This window comes from Halomonas sp. NYA30 (assembly GCF_976980765.1).
On record NZ_OZ334477.1, the window covers coordinates 1354353 to 1372221 of the forward strand.

Annotated in this window: 16 protein-coding genes and 1 pseudogene; 9 read left to right on the forward strand and 8 right to left on the reverse strand. The window is 52.9% G+C overall.

Translation table 11 applies throughout. The features are described 5' to 3' along the window. Positions 1-22 precede the first annotated feature (22 nt). The gene (gene araD1, locus ACWI0H_RS06285; RefSeq protein WP_485875512.1) at positions 23-1009 is read right to left on the reverse strand and encodes an AraD1 family protein; all 987 of its coding nucleotides are present in this window, start codon (positions 1007-1009) and stop codon (positions 23-25) included. A gap of 249 nt (positions 1010-1258) precedes the next feature. Here araD1 and ACWI0H_RS06290 point away from each other — a divergent pair, with 249 nt between their 5' ends. The 8 genes and pseudogenes from ACWI0H_RS06290 to ACWI0H_RS06325 all read left to right on the forward strand — a co-directional run. Further along, positions 1259-2269 carry a TRAP transporter substrate-binding protein gene (locus tag ACWI0H_RS06290; RefSeq protein WP_485875514.1) on the forward strand — a complete coding sequence of 337 codons (1011 nt, stop codon included), beginning with the start codon at positions 1259-1261 and terminating at the stop codon, positions 2267-2269. Positions 2270-2336: 67 nt separating this feature from the next. After that, positions 2337-2876 (forward strand): TRAP transporter small permease, encoded by a 540-nt coding sequence (locus ACWI0H_RS06295; RefSeq protein ID WP_193063331.1) that lies wholly within the window; start codon positions 2337-2339, stop codon positions 2874-2876. Beyond that, positions 2873-4147 carry a TRAP transporter large permease gene (locus ACWI0H_RS06300; RefSeq protein WP_336269541.1) on the forward strand — a complete coding sequence of 425 codons (1275 nt, stop codon included), beginning with the start codon at positions 2873-2875 and terminating at the stop codon, positions 4145-4147. The genes ACWI0H_RS06295 and ACWI0H_RS06300 overlap by 4 nt, the downstream gene beginning before the upstream one ends. A 50-nt stretch (positions 4148-4197) precedes the next feature. After that, complete coding sequence (locus ACWI0H_RS06305) at positions 4198-5382, forward strand: alpha-hydroxy acid oxidase (RefSeq protein ID WP_290696128.1); 1185 nt, start codon at positions 4198-4200, stop codon at positions 5380-5382. A 34-nt stretch (positions 5383-5416) separates the two neighbouring features. After that, positions 5417-6370 carry a 2-hydroxyacid dehydrogenase gene (locus tag ACWI0H_RS06310; protein ID WP_485875517.1) on the forward strand — a complete coding sequence of 318 codons (954 nt, stop codon included), beginning with the start codon at positions 5417-5419 and terminating at the stop codon, positions 6368-6370. A 107-nt stretch (positions 6371-6477) separates the two neighbouring features. Then, a complete protein-coding gene (locus ACWI0H_RS06315; RefSeq protein WP_336269538.1) occupies positions 6478-7155 on the forward strand; it encodes a GntR family transcriptional regulator in 678 nt (225 codons plus the stop codon). Positions 7156-7367: 212 nt separating this feature from the next. After that, positions 7368-8000, forward strand: a complete 633-nt coding sequence (locus ACWI0H_RS06320) for an Rpn family recombination-promoting nuclease/putative transposase (RefSeq protein ID WP_336269537.1) — start codon at positions 7368-7370, stop codon at positions 7998-8000. A 3-nt stretch (positions 8001-8003) separates the two neighbouring features. Beyond that, positions 8004-8364 (forward strand): annotated as a pseudogene (locus ACWI0H_RS06325) (IS5 family transposase); the annotation flags it as partial. A gap of 93 nt (positions 8365-8457) precedes the next feature. Here ACWI0H_RS06325 and ACWI0H_RS06330 read toward each other — a convergent pair. The 7 genes from ACWI0H_RS06330 to ACWI0H_RS06360 all read right to left on the reverse strand — a co-directional run bounded on the left by ACWI0H_RS06330 (position 8458) and on the right by ACWI0H_RS06360 (position 15867). Beyond that, complete coding sequence (locus ACWI0H_RS06330; protein ID WP_485875519.1) at positions 8458-9624, reverse strand: alpha-hydroxy acid oxidase; 1167 nt, start codon at positions 9622-9624, stop codon at positions 8458-8460. Beyond that, the gene (locus tag ACWI0H_RS06335; protein WP_485875521.1) at positions 9621-10637 is read right to left on the reverse strand and encodes a 2-hydroxyacid dehydrogenase; all 1017 of its coding nucleotides are present in this window, start codon (positions 10635-10637) and stop codon (positions 9621-9623) included. Before ACWI0H_RS06335 ends, ACWI0H_RS06330 begins: the two co-directional genes overlap by 4 nt. Continuing rightward, positions 10630-11559, reverse strand: a complete 930-nt coding sequence (locus ACWI0H_RS06340) for a dihydrodipicolinate synthase family protein (protein ID WP_485875523.1) — start codon at positions 11557-11559, stop codon at positions 10630-10632. Before ACWI0H_RS06340 ends, ACWI0H_RS06335 begins: the two co-directional genes overlap by 8 nt. 28 nt (positions 11560-11587) lie before the next feature. Further along, on the reverse strand, positions 11588-12709 hold the full coding sequence (locus tag ACWI0H_RS06345; protein WP_485875525.1) for a mandelate racemase/muconate lactonizing enzyme family protein: 1122 nt from the start codon (positions 12707-12709) through the stop codon (positions 11588-11590). A gap of 27 nt (positions 12710-12736) precedes the next feature. Beyond that, positions 12737-14242: a tripartite tricarboxylate transporter permease gene (locus ACWI0H_RS06350; protein ID WP_485875527.1), complete on the reverse strand. Its 1506-nt coding sequence runs from the start codon at positions 14240-14242 to the stop codon at positions 12737-12739. A 101-nt stretch (positions 14243-14343) separates the two neighbouring features. Beyond that, complete coding sequence (locus ACWI0H_RS06355) at positions 14344-14847, reverse strand: tripartite tricarboxylate transporter TctB family protein (protein ID WP_336275045.1); 504 nt, start codon at positions 14845-14847, stop codon at positions 14344-14346. A gap of 48 nt (positions 14848-14895) precedes the next feature. Then, complete coding sequence (locus ACWI0H_RS06360; protein ID WP_485875529.1) at positions 14896-15867, reverse strand: tripartite tricarboxylate transporter substrate binding protein; 972 nt, start codon at positions 15865-15867, stop codon at positions 14896-14898. Positions 15868-16075: 208 nt separating this feature from the next. On the opposite strand from ACWI0H_RS06360, the gene ACWI0H_RS06365 reads away from it, so the two are divergent. Further along, entirely contained in the window at positions 16076-17863 is a 1788-nt protein-coding gene (locus ACWI0H_RS06365; RefSeq protein ID WP_485875531.1) for an IlvD/Edd family dehydratase, read from the forward strand. Positions 17864-17869: the final 6 nt, after the last annotated feature.

Sequence of the window (17869 nt, forward strand, 5' to 3'; positions counted from 1 at the left end):
TCGAACTCCTTGCTGTTTGCTGTCAAAGCGATTTCACGTCGATAGGCGCGCTGTCCGCTTCAAAGCGTAGTGGATTGCGCAACGGACGGCCGAAATCGGCGAGGCTGATCTCGAAACGGTCACCCTCGCGGGTGCGAATGTCATCGGCGAAGCTCAGCGTGGCGGTGCCGAAGAAATGCACATGCACGTCGCCGGGCCGACGGAAACCGACGTATTTGAAGTGATGGTGCTCGAGGTTGGCCAGACTGTGCGCCATGTTGGCCTCACCGGTGAGGAAGGGTTTCTCCCATACCGTCTCGTTGTCACGCACGATACGGCTGACCCCCTCCAGATGCGTAGGCAGTTCACCTACCATTAGTTCGGGGCCGAAGCTGCAGGCCCGCAGTTTCGAGTGGGCCAGCCACAGATAGTTGAAGCGCTCGGTGACGTGGTCGGAAAACTCATTGCCGATAGCGTAACCCACCCGCCACGGGTGGCCGTCATCGCCAATCACATAGAGCCCGGCCAGCTCTGGCTCCTCGCCAGCGTCCTCGGCGAAGTGCGGCACGGGGATCTCGGCCTCGGGGGCCACCACGCAGGCGCCGTCGCCCTTGTAAAACCATTCCGGCTGGGCACCGGGGGTGCCAGCCTGGGGCTTGCCGCCCTCGACTCCCAACTTGAACATGCGCATGGAGTCGGTCAGTTCGGATTCGCTGACTTGCGTCTTGGCATGCATGGCCGAGCGCGTGTCCGCGCTGCCCAGGTGGGTGAGTCCGGTGCCGGTGACCAGGCAGTGAGCCGGGTCCGGATGGGTCAGCGGGGGCAACAGGCTTTTTTCGTCGATCAACTGGGCATAGTCGAGCCGGGTCTCGGTCGCTGCGGCTTCGACGATGTCGGCCAAGGAGCGCCCCGCGGCGATGGCGCGGCGGGCCAGGCTGTAGGTATCTGCATCGAGCAGCCGAACTTGGCTGTCACTTTCGACCTGGGCGGCATGCACCTGGCCTTGATATACACATTGAATCAATCGCATGCGACCTCCGTTGGTTAGGTTCTCAATGACGCGTCGATGCCGAATCAGCCAAGCAAGGCCAAAAGGCCTACGGAAGACTCATCGGTTATGACTAAAGTCTAGATGAAAATAGATTCTAGTATACTAGTATATCTCATTGTGAAATAAGCTCAACCGATCGATCCGGTGAGCGTTGCAGCGCTGAGTGCCAGTTGAAACTTGTCAGGCATAGGCATCGGATAATATCAATATAAAATTAAGGGTCTTAGCATGAGTGAGTGTAATTTGGTGCAGGCAAAGAAAGGATTCGTCCTGCTAGTCACGGCTTCCGCAATGATGATTGCTTTGGATTCTCAGGCTCAAAGCACAGCCACAATTAAGGTTGCAAATTACTTTGCCGAAGATCATCCACAAAACGTCGCATTGCGGGAACATTTCAAGACATCAGTGGAAGAGAATTCCGACATGTCTGTGCAGATATTTCCCAATAGCGAACTGGGAGATGAGCGCCAGTACACTAATGGCGTGCGAAACGGCTCTATTGAGATGGTCGTTGCTGGCATGGGTCTCCAAACGGCAGAACCCAAGATTGGCTTTACCGAATGGCCGTTTCTTTTCGAAACATACGATCAGGCCAACACTTTGCTAAATGGTGTAGTCGGTGACGAAATCGAGCCGCTGTTCCGCAAGCTAGGTACGGAACCGCTAGGTTGGACAGCGAACGGCTTCCGAGTGGTCTCGAGCAATCGTCCGATCACTAGCATGGAGGACTTCGAAGGGCTTCGTATGAGGATGCCTAACCTTGCAATGTATGTAGATGTTGGCCAGGCACTGGGCGCCAACGTGCAAACGCTGGGTTTCTCGGAAATCTTTACGGCGCTGGAGCAGGGGGTCGTTGATGGTCAGGACAATCCTTATGCCACGCTTTACAATTCCGGTTGGTATGAAGTTCAAAGCAACGTTCTAGAAAGCCGGCACATGTTCAGCCCCAATATTTACCTCATGAATAAGAAGTTCTTCGATAACTTGAGCGAAGAGGACCAGGATGTCATCAAGCTAGCTGCCGAAGAAGCGATGGAAATAGAATGGCAGCTCATGCAGGAGTCTGAAGAAGACATCAAGGCCAAGCTTAAAGAGGAAGGCCTGACTATTCATATGCCGAGCGATGATTTCCGCCAGAACATGGTCGATGCCATGGATCCTCTCTACGAAGATTTTTATGAAGAGTATGACTGGGCTAAAGACCTGGTAAACAAGGTAAGAAACTACTCGGAGCAGTAACGGTGTGCGGAGCCATGCCTGAAGCATGGCTCCGTAATAGTAGTCCCCCCATCCCCGAGAAGTCGTTATGAATTTTAAGTTATTGAATGCTTTAGAGCATCTACTCAAGGGAACGATTTTCGTATCGCTAGCCCTGATGGTAATTTTCGTTTTTCTGAATGTAGTTCTGCGCTACATGTTCAATAGCGGGCTGGCCTGGTCGGGCGAGGTTGCTCGATATTTATTTGTGTGGATCATCTTTTTGGGCTCGGTGATCGCCGTTAAGGAACAGAGCCACCTTGGCGTAGACATCCTCGTCAGCAAGCTTAACCTGTCTGTGCAAAAGATTTTATATACAGTCTCGACAGTATTAATTGTGGGTGTGCTAGCTCTTGCGCTTGATGGCTTGCTCGGGCTCATCGAATTGAACGCAGGGATAGGTAGCCCGACATCTGATATTCCAGTGAATACCTATTACTACGCTGGCGCAGTTTCTGTCGTACTCATGTCGATCATCTTTGTGATCCATACGGTACGTTTTGTTTTATTCAACAAGAGTGCGCCGCCATGGGCAAATTTGCCCAGCGACCATAAAGAGACGGAAAAAGCTATGGAGGAAGAGTCATGATCTGGCAGTTTTTGCTGGTACTGTTCTCGTTGCTGCTGATCGGGATGCCTGTTGCCTTCGCTATGATGATTGCTGCATCGGTCATGTTGTTTCTCGTAGGTATTTTCAACACGAGCACATTGGCAGAGTATCTTATTACCGGTGCCAACAGCTTTTCCCTTATGGCGATACCGTTCTTTATCCTTACCGGGGAAATCATGAACGCGGGAGGTGTCTCGAAGCGAATTGTCGATTTTGCCTCCTCCTTAGTGGGGCATTTCCGCGGTGGCCTAGGTTATGTAGCAATCATTGCCGGTGTTGTGTTTGCTGGTCTGTCCGGCTCGGCCGTTGCCGATACCGCTGCACTGGGCGCTATTCTGATCCCTATGATGGTTGCCCAAGGTTACAATAAAAATAGTACTACGGGCTTAGTGGCGTCGGTAGGCATCATTGGTACAGTCATTCCCCCCAGTATCCCCATGATTCTGTACGGCGTAGTGGGTGGTGTATCTATTACTCAACTATTCATGGCGGGCATCGTCCCTGGGCTCATTATGGCCATGGGCATGATGCTGGTTTGGTATCTGTTATCAAGAAAGACATCAGCCGGCCGTGTTGAGAAGGCAACTGGACGCGAGCGCCTGCACTATTTCTTGCGTGCTTTCTGGGCGCTATTGCTACCGGGCATTATTATCATAGGGTTGCGCGGCGGCGTATTCACGCCGACCGAGGCTGGCGTGATCGCCGCCGTATATGCGCTGCTTATCAGCTTCGTCTACCGAGAGATCAAGGTCAGTCAACTTTATGATGTACTGGTCGGGACGGCGAAAACAACTGCAATTGTGATGTTGATCGCCTCTGCTGCAATTGTTACTGCGTATGCAATTACGGTGGCCCGTGTACCTGCGGAACTGGCAACAGTACTTGGAGGTATGACCGAAAACCCGACCGTCATGTTGCTGATTATCATGGCCTTCCTGCTACTTGTCGGTTGCGTAATGGATATGACTCCCGCAGTTCTAATTTTTGCGCCGGTGCTGATTCCTGTAGTTGAAAGTTTGGGCATCGATCCGGTCTATTTCGGTGTCCTCATGGTTATCAACCTGTCTATCGGATTAATTACTCCGCCAGTCGGAACTGTGCTCTATGTGGGCTGCAGTATAAGTAAAATAAGTTTGTTAGATATAACGAAAGGTATATGGCCGATGTTGGCAATGTATTTTGCGGTATTGATCAGTTTCATACTTTTCCCGCAGATAGTTACTGTTCCCATGGAATGGTTGTCAAAGTAGGTAAGCACTAATCAACTGATCAGAATTAACCAATATATAGCAGGTATAAAATGGATAGGTGTGCTTACTCAGGATTGAATTACCGCAAGGCTGTCAATGTCGAGGAGCTACGTGCGATTGCCAAGCGTCGTCTACCTAATTTTGTCTATGAGTATATTCATGGCGGCTCAGACGATGAAGTGACTCTTGAGCGTAATCGTGCGATCTTCGACAAGTATTACTTTACTCCCAGAACGCTAACGAAGGTTAGCAAACAGCGCAGCCTTGAGACGTCAATTTTTGGTAAAAAAATTTCTATGCCAGTGCTGATCGGGCCTACCGGCTTCAATGGCATGGTGACTAAGGATGGTGATACGAAGTTAGCTAGGGCAGCGACACACTACGGTATTCCTTTTACCCTCAGCAATGCCTCGACCACCTCCTTGGAAGACATCTCTAAGATAGATGGCCTATGGCATTGGATGCAGATTTATTTCTATCGCAATCGTGATTACGTTAAGAAGTTAGTCGAGCGCTGCAAGGAGGCCAATTACGATACGATCGTTGTTACTACCGACAGTGCTATATTTGGTAACCGTGAGTGGGACAGAAGAAACTATTCACGACCTTTAGTGCTAACTATGAGAAACAAGTTGCACGTGTTAACCAAGCCGCGCTGGCTCAATGATGTACTAATTCCCGATGGCATACCTCAATTCAAGAATCTTGGCGACCTGCTGCCTCCTGGCGAGACGTCGGTAAAGGGCGCAGCCGCTGTGTTAGGCCAACAGCTCGATCCTTCGCTTAACTGGGATGACATCCGTTGGCTCCGGGACGAGTGGAAGGGCCGGCTTGTCATAAAAGGTATTCTGTCTGTCGAAGAAGCAGCCACCGCAGTAGAAGTCGGTGTCGACGGGATCGTACTCTCGAACCATGGCGGGCGTCAGTTGGATTACTCCGTTTCCCCGATGGAGCTAATTGCCGATATCAGAGCAGAAGTCGGGAATCAGCTCGCCATACTCGTCGACAGTGGCTTCCGACGTGGCAGCGATGTCCTGAAGGCCCGGCTATTGGGAGCCGACGCTGTGTTACTCGGCAGAACCACACTCTATGGCTTAGGGGCAGGTGGCCAGGAGGGCGCTGAGCATGCATTGAACATCATCCGTGAGGAGATGGATCGAATACTCGGCCTCCTAGGCTGTAACGACCTCTCGGAACTCGATTCTGCATCTCTAATGGTGTCATCGTCTCGTTGATGTTTGCCCACTTTCCATCAGCATGGAACTAGTTATGGATACTCAAAACATTCCGAATGTTCTTGTTTTTGGCCCCAAGTCCCCCGATATTCTTGAGGCAATAAGCGAATTCGCGAATCCTATCGCCTACTGGCTGCATGGCTCTCTTGAGGCGTGTCTTGAAGCTTGTGAAGGCAATTTCCGTGCCGTGGTGAATACAGGAGAACAGCAAGTAAGCGCCGAACTTATGTCGCGGCTGCTTGCGCTGGAAGTCATAAGCTGCTTTGGGGTGGGGTATGACGGTGTCGATGTCGGCGAGGCCTCCCGGCGTGATATTGCCGTAACTAACACGCCGGATGTATTGACTGAAGATGTCGCCGATCTAGCAGTGGGGCTAACGCTTGCGGTAAGGCGTAATATCGTTGCTGCGCACAGATACGTTTGTGACGGCTCCTGGGAAAGGCAAGGCCCTATGGCGCTCTCAGCTCAGGTCAATGGCAAGCGTGTTGGCCTGGTCGGCCTGGGGCGCATTGGCAAGGCTATCGCTCGCAGGCTGCAGGCGTTTCAGTGTATCTTGCAATATTATGCAAGCACTGAAAAACCTGAGTTGCCATATCGCTTTTATAGTGACTTGGTTCGACTTGCTGAGGAGAGTGACATTCTAATCGTGACGTTGCCGGGCGGTGCTAACACTGACAAGATCATAAACCGTGAGGTCATGCTTGCTCTAGGCAATACTGGCTGTCTGATCAATGTCTCACGAGGCAGTGTGATTGACGAAGATAGTCTTATCGAGCTTCTCGAGACCGGAGCCTTGGGGGCGGCAGGTCTTGATGTCTTTCGCAACGAGCCACATGTGCCCGAACCGCTAAAACACATGCAAAACGTCGTTCTGCAGCCACACGCCGGAAGTGGAACTTGGGAGACCCGTTTTTCCATGCGTGATTTGGTGGTTGAAAATTTGCGCTGCCATTTCAAGGGGTTACCATTAATAACGCCGGTTAACTAACTAGTGAGATATTGATGATAGCCTTCGTTTCGTACTTGAGTGGCTTGCTATAGTCACTTAAGCGAAGCTGATATCGGTGAATTTATGGCCCTGCTGGAATATTGAGTATGAATATAATGAAGAGCAATCAAGCAGTCTCTACGAGCAGCTTCGCATACGCCACTATACGTGACAGGATAATTAACCTGTCTCTGAAGCCGGGAGAAAAGATTTCGGAAAAAGAGCTTGCTGATGAATTCAGTCTTAGCCGGACGCCGATACGGGAAGCGATGATCCGGCTCCAGTATGATGGCTTCGTGGATATCCTTGCACAGCGGGGTACTTACGTCACGCCAATTAAGAAGGATACTGTGATGGCGGCGCATTACGCGCGTTCCACACTTGAGTGTGCCCTAGTCCAGGATGCAGCTAGGCAATGTACTGAACAGCAGATCATTGATCTGAAGATAAATCTTGATGAGCAGGAAGCTGCCTGTCGTAGAAAGACCTACCTTGACATCGAGCGCCTTGACGAAGAACTACACGCTAAAATAGCGGAAGCAGCCGGTTATAGTGCAGTATGGGACGTTATTTATCCTGTACGTCTACATATCAACCGTGTACGGATGCTATTTCTTGAAGAGCAGCGTATTCCATCCATTATCAGTGAGCATGCTGCCTTGATAAGTGCCATTGAGTCTCGCGAACCGGCACAGGCGCTAGATGCCATGCAAATTCATCTCTCTTATATTCAGACGAACCTAGCCAAACTGGCTGATGCTTACTCGGAATATATTAATAGCTAGTAGGGGATTGAAAGTTAATACCTAACAGGTCGCCGCACACAGAAGTACAGTGTTTCCCTCCCGTCAGGTTGCGCGGGGTCGGTGGCCGACAGATTGAAACTACGCACCGGGATAAGCCCCAGAGATAGAACTAATCGGCCGCAATTTTTTCCACTGCGCTGAGCCCGCCTTTTTCATCGGGGGGTGAACGATCGTTTTGAATCTACAGCGAATTGCTCAAAAATAAAGTTATCACCCCCGGCCAAGGCCTGCCGCCAGTGTTTCCGGTCGTCCTCCACAACGGCTCGAAACCTTGGACGGCACCGCTGGATATCTACGAGATGGTTACACCGGAACCGCCGGGCTTTCTGCAGGTCTACCAGCCCCACCTACGCTATTACCTAGTCGATGAAGCGCGCTATCCTAATGACGAATTGGGCTTGCGCCAGACGCCGTTGAGCGGAGTGTTTAGTATCGAGAAAGCCTCTACTGACCGACAAGGGTTACAGCAGGCGGTCGATCGGATTGTGGCGATTATTCAGGCCGATCCGAACAAAGAGCGTATCGACAAGATCATTACCCGCTGGTTAAAGCGCCATCTACAGCGGCTCGGAGCTGACGTAAACTTAGATCAGCTCAATAGTTTGGTAAAGGATAAAGGTATGTTGGCAGAGAACCTAGAGAACTGGGCTCATAAAGAGCGCCAGAAGGTTTTGCAGGAAGCTGAGAAGAGAGCATTTGAAAGCAAACGTAACGCAGCCCGCAAGCTGATAGCGCTGACCGAAATTAACGATCAGCTGATCGCAGAGATTGAAGAGCTGCCGATTGAAGAAGTGGAAAAACTACGTGCCGAGACTCAGCACTGATTCCACGGACTCCCCAACGCCTTCAGGATAACGGGAGGGAAGTACAAGACAGCACACAGGCTCAGGCGTTGATAGACAACCTGCCGACAGAAGAGGCGCTGATAGCTGACAAGGGCTATGACAGTGAGCGTATCCGTGAGCAGGTCGAAGCAAAGGGCATGCGCCCCGTGATTACACGAAAGCGCAATTCAAAAAAAAGAATAACAGTTTAGACAAAGGGTTATCTCGCTATCGGCATCTCGTCGAGAACGCGTTTGCCCGATTGAAGCCGTATCGCGCGATAGCGATGCGGTATGACAAACTCAAACGAAACTACGAAAGCATGGTGGCCTTGGCCTGCGGTTTTTTACGGCTACCCATGTGAAAGGTCAACAGGCCCTAACCGACAGTTCTAGCCTGAAAAGAGATTTGTAGGTTCCTAAACCACAATCTCTTTTCAGAAAACTGATTCTAACAATCAGTGATTTAGCCGCCGTAACAAATCGGGGGTCAATTTCTCCACATCTGTTATACCAAGCAGCGCCATGTTGCGCTCTATTTCGCTACCTAGAAGCATGGCAGCCTTTTTCACACCGGCTTCACCAGCGACACTGGCCGCATAGTTAAAGGGACGACCAATAAACACAAAGCTTGCACCTAACGAAAGTGCTTTGAGTACTTGGCTACCGCGTCGAAAGCTGCCGTCGATCATCACCGGCACTGCTCCAGCGACCGCCTCCAGCACTTCAGGCAACATAGTGAGTGGGGCTACAGTGCCATCGAGCTGTCGGCCTCCATGATTGGAAACTATTAAACCATCGGCACCCGCGCTAACAGCACGCCGTGCATCGTCTGGGTGCAGAATACCTTTTACCACTAGATTACCTTTCCACCGTGTCCGAACCTGATCGAGCGTCGACCAATCAAGATGCCGGCGGCCAGAAAAATCACGATTGACGTTCTTTGCCAGTACCGGCACACCACGTGTCGCCGCATTATTTTCGAAATGCGGAACACCGTGATGCCACAATGTCTTCAGAAAAGTGCCGAATAGCCATCGCGGCCGCACCAAGCCATCCCAAGCTAGCCGTAGACTTGGGCGTAATGGCGAAGAGAAGCCCGCACGACGATGATTCTCAGGATTCGGTGGTACAGCGTAGTCCACGGTGACCACCAGATTGGTAAATCCGGCCTGCTCAACACGTGCCAGCAAGGCGTCGATTTCCTCCGGGGTTCCGGGAAGGTAAGCCTGGAACCAATCCGAGCCATTTGTCCCCGAAAGCTCTTCCATGGGGATCAACGATGTACCACTGACAATCATGGGGATGCCGCTGTCTGATGCTGCTTGCGCCAGTACCTGGTCTCCCCGATAGGCAGTTAGGGCGCTAATACCCATGGGTGCTATACCAAAAGGGTAGGCATAGCGGCGGCCAAGGAGCTCGGTTTCAGTCGACACGCCAGAGACATTCACTAATGCGCGCGGAAGAAATGCGTATTGATCGAAGGCTTCATGGCTTGAGCGGGCAGTGCTGCCGTCTTCAGCCACACTCGCCACGTAACCGAACAGCGGTCGTGGTAGGTGGCGCTTAGCTGCTCGCTCGAAATCGTCAAGACTCAAGATGTGTTCTAAGCGATGAGGCATCATGCCTCCTTAGCGTCAGCATCAGACCGTCGCCAGACGTTTATATTGACGGCGATGAGCGGGCCTTTGCCTGTTAGCGCCCCCAGTAGGTTATCGACTGCCAACTGTGCCATAGCCTCACGTGTTTCATGTGTCGCCGAGCCAATGTGTGGCGTCGTCACTACATTGTCCATGGCAGCCAGTGGCGAATCGGATGGAAGCGGTTCCTCTACGAAAACATCAAGCCCAGCTGCACGAATTTCGCCGGAGCGGAGTGCCTTGATGAGCGCTGGTTCATCGACCACCTTACCTCTCGCTATATTGATTAGGGCTGCCGTGGGTTTCATCCGTGCTAGGGCATCGGTGTCAATTAAATGATGTGTCTCGTTGCTGTAAGGCACGCTAATACACACGATATCCGCTTCGGCTAACAGTTCATTCAGCTCACGCTTTTGCGCTCCTAAGTCCTTTTCAAGCGCAGGCTTAGAGGAAGACGCCGTGTAGAGGATGGGCATGCCAAAACCCAACGCCCCACGCCGGGCAATCGCCGCACCAATACGGCCTGCACCCACAATGCCGAGGGTTTTGCTGTGTACGTCCACTCCGAAGTGCTCGGCACCGATATGTGCACGCCAGCCACCCTCACGAACCAGGTTGGCTAGTTCGACTAGCCGACGCTGGGTCGCCATGATTAACGCAAATGCCGTATCGGCGGTTGTTTCAGTCAGCACATCGGGCGTATTGCAGATCAGAATGCCGCGCCGGTTAAGTGCCTCAAGAGGCAGGTGGTCATAACCCACTGAAATGGTGGAAACCACTTGTAGCGCTGGTGCCTCGGCCAACATTGCCTCGTTGAGCTCCAGCTTGCCGCCAATTAGGCCATGAGCCTTGGAAAGCGCTGCCATAAAGTCAGCGCGGTTTGATTCGTACACGTCCTCGAAATAGTCGACCTGGGCAACCTCGGAAAGCGCCTCAAGCTGAGCCTCACTGAGCCGTCGTACGGCGACAATACGCCACGATTTCGTTTGCTCAGCCATGGCTCGCCTCATCTACGCCTTCCATTTGGAATCCTGTCGCTTTAAGCGAAGACACGAGTTCAGACGCACGCTGCTCCTCCAGCTCCACTAAGGGCGGTCGCACACGCCGCCAAGCGTCTTTTCCTGAAAAATAAGCTGTTGCTGCCTTCATGGCGGGGATCAGTGGGTACTGTTCAAACAGGTCACGCACAACGTTAAGGCGCTGTTGACGCTCGTCGGCATCGTCCGCCTGCCAATGCCGGGCCAACTCAACGATGGCCGCCGGATTGACATTGGCTGTGGCACTAATGCAGCCAGCGCCGCCTGCCCGCAGGGTATCAAGCAAGAACCGCTCGCTGCCCGCATACACGGCAAAATCTTGTCCGGCAAAGCGCTCTGTTAACGCTTGGGTATGGGCCCAGTCCCCGCCGCTGTCCTTGATGCCAGCAATAATGCCCGGGAAGGCTTCGCGCAAACGTTCGATCAGTTCAAACGAGAGCGGCACTTGAGTCACAGGAGGGATATGGTAGAGGTAAATCCTCAGACGCGAATTTGCGACACGGTTGATCACCTCGCTGTAGTAGCGAAACAAGCCTTCGTCGCTAACGCCCTTATAATAGAAGGGCGGTAGCATCAGCACACCGGCACAGCCAGCGTCCACCGCCTCGCGTGTCAGCGCTACGCAATCATCAATTGTACAGCTCCCGGTGCCGGGCATAATCCTGGAGGGATCGACACCGCCATCCACCAGCGCTTTTAACAGCGTCTGCTTTTCAGCCACTGTCATTGAATTGGCCTCGGAATTGGTGCCGAACACGGCCAAGCCAACGCCATTTGAAGCCAGCCACTGGCAATGCGCTACAAAACGTTGGGTATCCGGCGCCAAGTCGGCGCCAAAGGGGGTAATGACGGGTGACCAGACGTCTCCACTCAATTGTGACATGACCTTCTCCTTATTGTTTATTATTCAATTACTGCCAAGGCTCGATGGCGTAGCGCTCAAGCGCAGCCTGATCAAATCCGAAGCCAAGGCCAGGAGCGGTGGGCAGCAGCAGATGTCCGTCGGCAAACTCTAACTGCGTATCCACAAGACGCCTGAAGTTCAGCACCTGATCGTCGGCAAAGAACTCAACCATTTTTACGTTGGGCGCCGATGCCACCAGATGGACATGCAGGTCGTGGAACCAGTGCGGATAAATATCCACCCCATAGCTGGCAGCCGTTGCGGCGATACGCCGAAACTCTGTGATACCTCCACAAACCGCCGCATCGGTCTGCAAAATCATGGCGGCTTCCTTCTCTAACAGCTCCTTAAAGCGCCAGCGACCTGCTTCAATTTCACCGGTAGCAACCGGAACCGGCGTGCGCTCCGCCAAGCGGCGATGATTGTCGATGTCATCTGGACTAAAGGGCTCCTCAATCCAGAACGGATTATAAGGCTCAGCCATACGCATAAAGGCCAGAGCTGACGGCAGATCCCGCCAGGCATTGTTGGCGTCCATCATCACTTGCACATTGGGGCCCACCGCCTCGCGAACTGCCGCCAGACGTGCCTCCTCTCCAGCCAAATCTTCTCGGCCCACTTTCATCTTCACTGCGGTGAAGCCCTTTGCTACATAGCCGGCCATTTCTTCACCAAGCATCGCGGGCGTTTTGCCGTCTAGGTAGTAGCCCCCACTGGCATAAGCCGGCACGCTGTGAGTATCGCTGGCGCCCAGAAATTTATAGAGCGGGAGTTTCGCTGCCCGAGCGTTACGGTCCCACAGCGCGGTATCCAAAATACTGATGGCACGCATCACCGAACCGCTGCGGCCATGAAGAAGCGATTCCTGATACATTGCTTGCCACAGTGCTTCGGTCGCATGAGCGTCCGCTCCCAACAGCACCGGCTTCAGCAGTTCCCGTACCGCATTTGCCACTAGTGAGCCAGCATTATTCCCGCCATAGCAAAACCCAATGCCTATATGGCCATCATCACCCACCACTTCCACTAGCACATAATCTCGCTTAAGTACCTGTCGATTGGAAAAGCTGGTGGGGTTGTCTAGCGGTACATTGACCGTTCGAGCACGCACTTCGGTTATAGTTGTCATGATAAAGCCTCGAATTAAGTGTGGGGGTTATTCGGTCTGAGTACGTGGGCGCATTGCAGCCCGCACCCAGCGGAAGAAGGGTGTCGCTTGGAGTACTGAGAGGGCGGCAATGCAGAGAAGCACGACAGCGATAGGGCTGGTCAAAAAGATGCTCAAGTTGCCTTGCCCGATTAGCATCGATTGCTGGTAACTGGTCTCCATGACTGGGCCGAGAATCAAACCGATTACCATCGGTGCTGGTGACACACCTGCTTTATTCATCCAATAGCCAAACAGACCAAAGCCCAACATCAGCCCAACCTCAAACAAGCTGTTGTTGATAGCAAAGGCGCCAATCACGCACAGCGTAATGATCGAGCAAGCCACAAAGCTGTCTGGTACACGTGTCACACTTACGCAGAGTCGAGTAAACAGCAGCCCCACTAGCAGTAGTCCAATGTTGGCAAAAATCACCGCCCAGATAAGGGTATAAGTGACATCTCCATAGTCCGTGAGCAGGTTAGGCCCTGGTAGAATACCCTGGACCATTAGCGCACCGAGCAGAATGGCGGTAGAGGAGCTGCCAGGAATACCCAAGGCAATAGTGGGTATCAAAGCACCGCCCACTACCGCATTGTTAGCCGCTTCAGGTGCCGCCACCCCAGCGATGTCTCCCTTGCCAAAGCGGCTCTTATCTTTGGCAAAGCGTTTGGCTTCGTTGTAAGCGAACCAACTGGCAGTATCGCCACCAGTACCCGGAATTAGGCCGGTGATGATGCCGATGCCACTGGAACGGAAGATATTGGGTAACAAGCGGCGAATCTCAGCGAGAGGCGGAATCAACCTATCGGTGATTTTGCTTGCCACCTTCTGGGCACCATGGGCATTCTCGATCAATATCAACGCCTGTGGGATCGAGAACAAACCGATCAGCGCTACGGTAAACTCGATACCCGAGAACAAGTTAATGACATCGAAAGTCATCCGTGGCGTGCCGGTGATCAGATCCATGCCTACCGTGCTCAACAGTAGACCCAAGGTGCCCGAGAGCAGACCACTGATTACCGAACCTTGTGATAACGATCCAATGATGGTGATGCCCAATACGGCGATCGCAAACAGCTCGATAGGGCCAAACTTGAGCACCAATACACCAAGTAACGGCGCCGCAGTGAGCAATGCGATGCCACTCAAAAGGCCACCGATAAAAGAAGCGAAGAGCGACACACCTAACGCTCTCCCGGCCTGGCCCTTTTGCGATAGCGGGAATCCATCGAGTACTGTCGCCGCGGCCGAAGGGGTGCCGGGCGTCTTCAACAAAATAGCGGCGATTGAGCCACCGTAGGAGGCCCCCACATAGAGTGAGGCCAACATGCTAAGACCCGACGCGGGGTCCATGCCAAAGGTGAGGGGTAATAGCAGCGCCAGCGCCATGGTCGCTGAGAGCCCTGGCATGGCACCTACGAACAGCCCCAGAAGGGTGCCGCCCAGGATCAGGGCAATGTTGGTGAACGACATGACGTTGGTCAGGCCCACCAAAACAAGATTATCCATATGACTAGACTCCAGAAGCCTGCGTCAGGCACCCACCCCCAGCACGTTATTATTGCTTGCTAAGCAATACGAACCGGGGACAAGAAGTGCTCTAATTGTCGTTATGAGGAAAATTGGGGCGGCAGTAGGGGGACAGGTAGGCCCAGAAAGCCAATGAAAACCGCACATACCACCGTGATCAGCAGCACGATGCCTATGGCGGCGAAGCGCCATGAAACATGCCCGATCATCGCCAATGCCACGACCATGAAGCCAACAGTGGCGATCAGGTACCCCAATATCGAAATGCTATAAAGGTAGGCCGCGGCCAGCAGGAAGGTCAGCATGGCCTTCCATGGCTTGCGGCGCCTAGCCTGACCGTTCACGGTTGCCTCCTCCGAAAGGGCATTATGAGTAGAGGTTGCTGCTCCATCAGCCGACATCTGGCGACGCCGCCGGATACTAAATACCTCCTGACCCACCATTGCAGCTCCTAATAAGGCCACAACAACCGAATAAATAAGGGGCATGTTCGCCGCCTTAGCGGGATAGCCCATCGCAGTGATATAAAAGGTCGCTGCAATGCCTATGGCAAAAAACCCCAAGACCAGACGACTTATGTTCATTTCATACCCCTTTGTCGATTCGCCATTTCCCTCTGCCGGTGCAGCGACTTACTGGTTGACCTCATCTTTGACATCAGCCCAGATCTCTTCGAATTGGCCTTCCATGTCCTGCATCATCTGGCCGTAGTCGTCACCGGTCTGGATGTCGAGATTCATGGCACGTTCCTGAGCCGTCTGCTGGAACTCCTCGTTATCTTTTAGGGCTTCAAAGGCAGCAATAAGCTCATCGCGTGCTTCATCTGGAATGCCTGCTGGTGCGCTGTAACCGCGTGAAGAGCCAGCCACGACATCAATATCTTTCTCAATCATGGTGGGCACATCAGGCAGGATATCCAGACGCTCTTTGGTGAAGACGGCGAGAGGGCGCAGGCTGCCCGACTGGATGTGGCCATAGACATTACCAAGGTTATTGAAACTGGCGTCGACCTTGCTTCCCAAGGCTGCTGTTGCGGAGGGCCCATCGCCCTGGAAAGGGACTTTTTGGAAGGACAGCCCCGTTGCCTTCTCAATCATGATGGTCGAGAAAAAGTCATCTCCACCGACGCCTGAGTTTGCCACCGTAATCTGGCCCGGGCGTTCCTCGGCAGCAGCGAGAAAATCTTCCACTGTTTGATAGGGGCTGTCTTCCGGCACCACGATAACGCCTGGGTCGGTTACCACGTTGGCGATGGGTGTAAGCTCGTCGATTGAGTAATTAATAGCGTCATTCATGATGTAGTTCGTCATAAGCATCGGGGTATTGGTGATGCTAATGACGCTGCCATCATTTGCCGACTGTTGGGTTAAGCGGGTCCAGGCAATCGCGCCTGTGGCGCCGGGAATGTATTCATTAATAAATTCCACGCCCAGGGATTCTCGCAAAAATGGTTGGGTCAACTGAGCCAAGGTATCGCTACCTCCACCTGCCTTAAATCCTTGAAGCACCTTAATCTCATCGGCTGCTGAATACTCCGCCTGAGCGGCTCCTGAAAGCATCAGGGCGGATAGTAGGGACGCTGTGTAAATGCTACGGATTTGCATTGTTATTTCCTCAAGTGCTGTTTGTCGTTGTGATGCACATGGTTGCGCAAGGCGTGCTTGCACTATCCAACGTAGTTGCATATTAATAATATTGTCAATAATATTATTAATAATCTTGCCAGCTAGATTTATACCGCCTAGCCTAATGATCAAGAACCGTCTTTACGGCCCCCTCCGAGAAACCGCGAACAAAATAGAGGAAACCGCAATGAGCCAGAACTTTAAAAACAATAGCAACGGCAAAGAGCGTCATGAATCGACATCTGAAGGCCCTACCTTGGGCATGTCCAATCGACTAACCAACTATGGTGATGCAGACTTTTCGCTCTTTCTGCGCAAGGCCTTCATCAAGGGCATGGGTTATACGGATGATGCACTCTCGCGTCCGGTCATTGGGATTGCCAATACCTACAGTGGCTACAATGCCTGTCATGGCAATGTGCCTGGATTGGTCGAGAGCGTTAAGCGTGGCGTCATGCTCGCTGGCGGCTTACCGGTAGACTTTCCCACCATTACCCTTCATGAATCTTTCGCTAACCCCACCAGCATGTACCTGCGTAACCTTATGGCATTGGATACGGAGGAGATGATTCGTGCCCAGCCGATGGATGCCGTGGTACTGATCGGCGGTTGCGATAAGACCGTACCCGCACAGCTGATGGCCGCCGCTAGCGCCGGTGTTCCGACAGTCCAAGTCGTTACCGGGCCCATGCTTGCAGGCTCACACCGTGGTACGCGCGTCGGAGCCTGCACTGATTGTCGCCGTTACTGGGCCTCCTACCGTGGTAATGACATCGACGAGGCGGAAATAAACGAAGTCAACGACAAGCTGGTTCCTACCGTGGGCACTTGCTCGGTAATGGGCACCGCAAGCACCATGGCCTGTCTGGCCGAGACACTGGGCATAATGCTACCCAACAGCGCTACCGCCCCGGCTGTTTACGCCGATCGGCAACGCATTGCCGAACAGTCAGGCGCCCAAGCCGTCGCGCTTGCCCACGCAGGCGTTACGCCTGATCAAATTCTCACCCCTGAAGCTTTCGAAAATGCCTTGCGCGTACTGCTCTCCTTGGGCGGTTCGACTAATGCGTTGATTCATCTGACCGCAATTGCAGGGCGCTTGGGCATCGACATTGATCTTGAGGCATTTGACCGAATGAGCCAGGAAACCCCTGTACTGATGGATCTCAAACCATCAGGAGAAGGGTACATGGAAGATTTGCATCGGGCTGGCGGCCTGCCCACCTTGCTACGTGAGTTAAAACCGTTGTTACACTTGAACGCCATGACCATCAATGGTCATACCTTGGGAGAAAATATCGATGCCGCCGTCCATCTCATCGACCAAAAGGTCGTGCGGCCAATGAACAGCCCGGTCTACGCTCAGGGTGGCATAGCCGTATTGCGTGGTAACTTGGCACCGTCCGGCGCCATTATTAAACAATCCGCCGCGTCGTCAGAACTCATGACACATCGCGGTCGTGCTGTCGTGTTTACGGGGCTAGAAGACCTGGCGAACCGCATCGATGATCCAGATCTGGATGTGCAAGCTGATGACGTGCTAGTGCTACAGAATATCGGTCCCAAGGGAGCACCGGGTATGCCCGAAGCGGGATACATCCCGATCCCCAAAAAGCTGGCCGCTCAAGGCGTCAAAGATATGGTGCGCATTTCCGACGGACGCATGAGTGGCACTGCGGCAGGCACTATCGTGCTCCACGTCTCCCCAGAATCCGCTGAGGGCGGCCCACTTGGGTTGGTGCGCGATGGCGATTTCATATCGCTGGATGTTGCTAACAATCAGTTGAACCTAGAAGTGGATAACAATGAGCTTGATGCTCGACGCCAAGCCTTCAAGGATGAGGAGGGCGGGGCACCCCTATTGGGCTATCGACGCCTATTTATGGAGCAAATCCTTCAAGCCGAACAGGGGTGCGATTTCCGTGCTTGTCGACCTGAACCTACGTGTCGGATACCGAGACAGCATGAAGCCTGAAAGCGA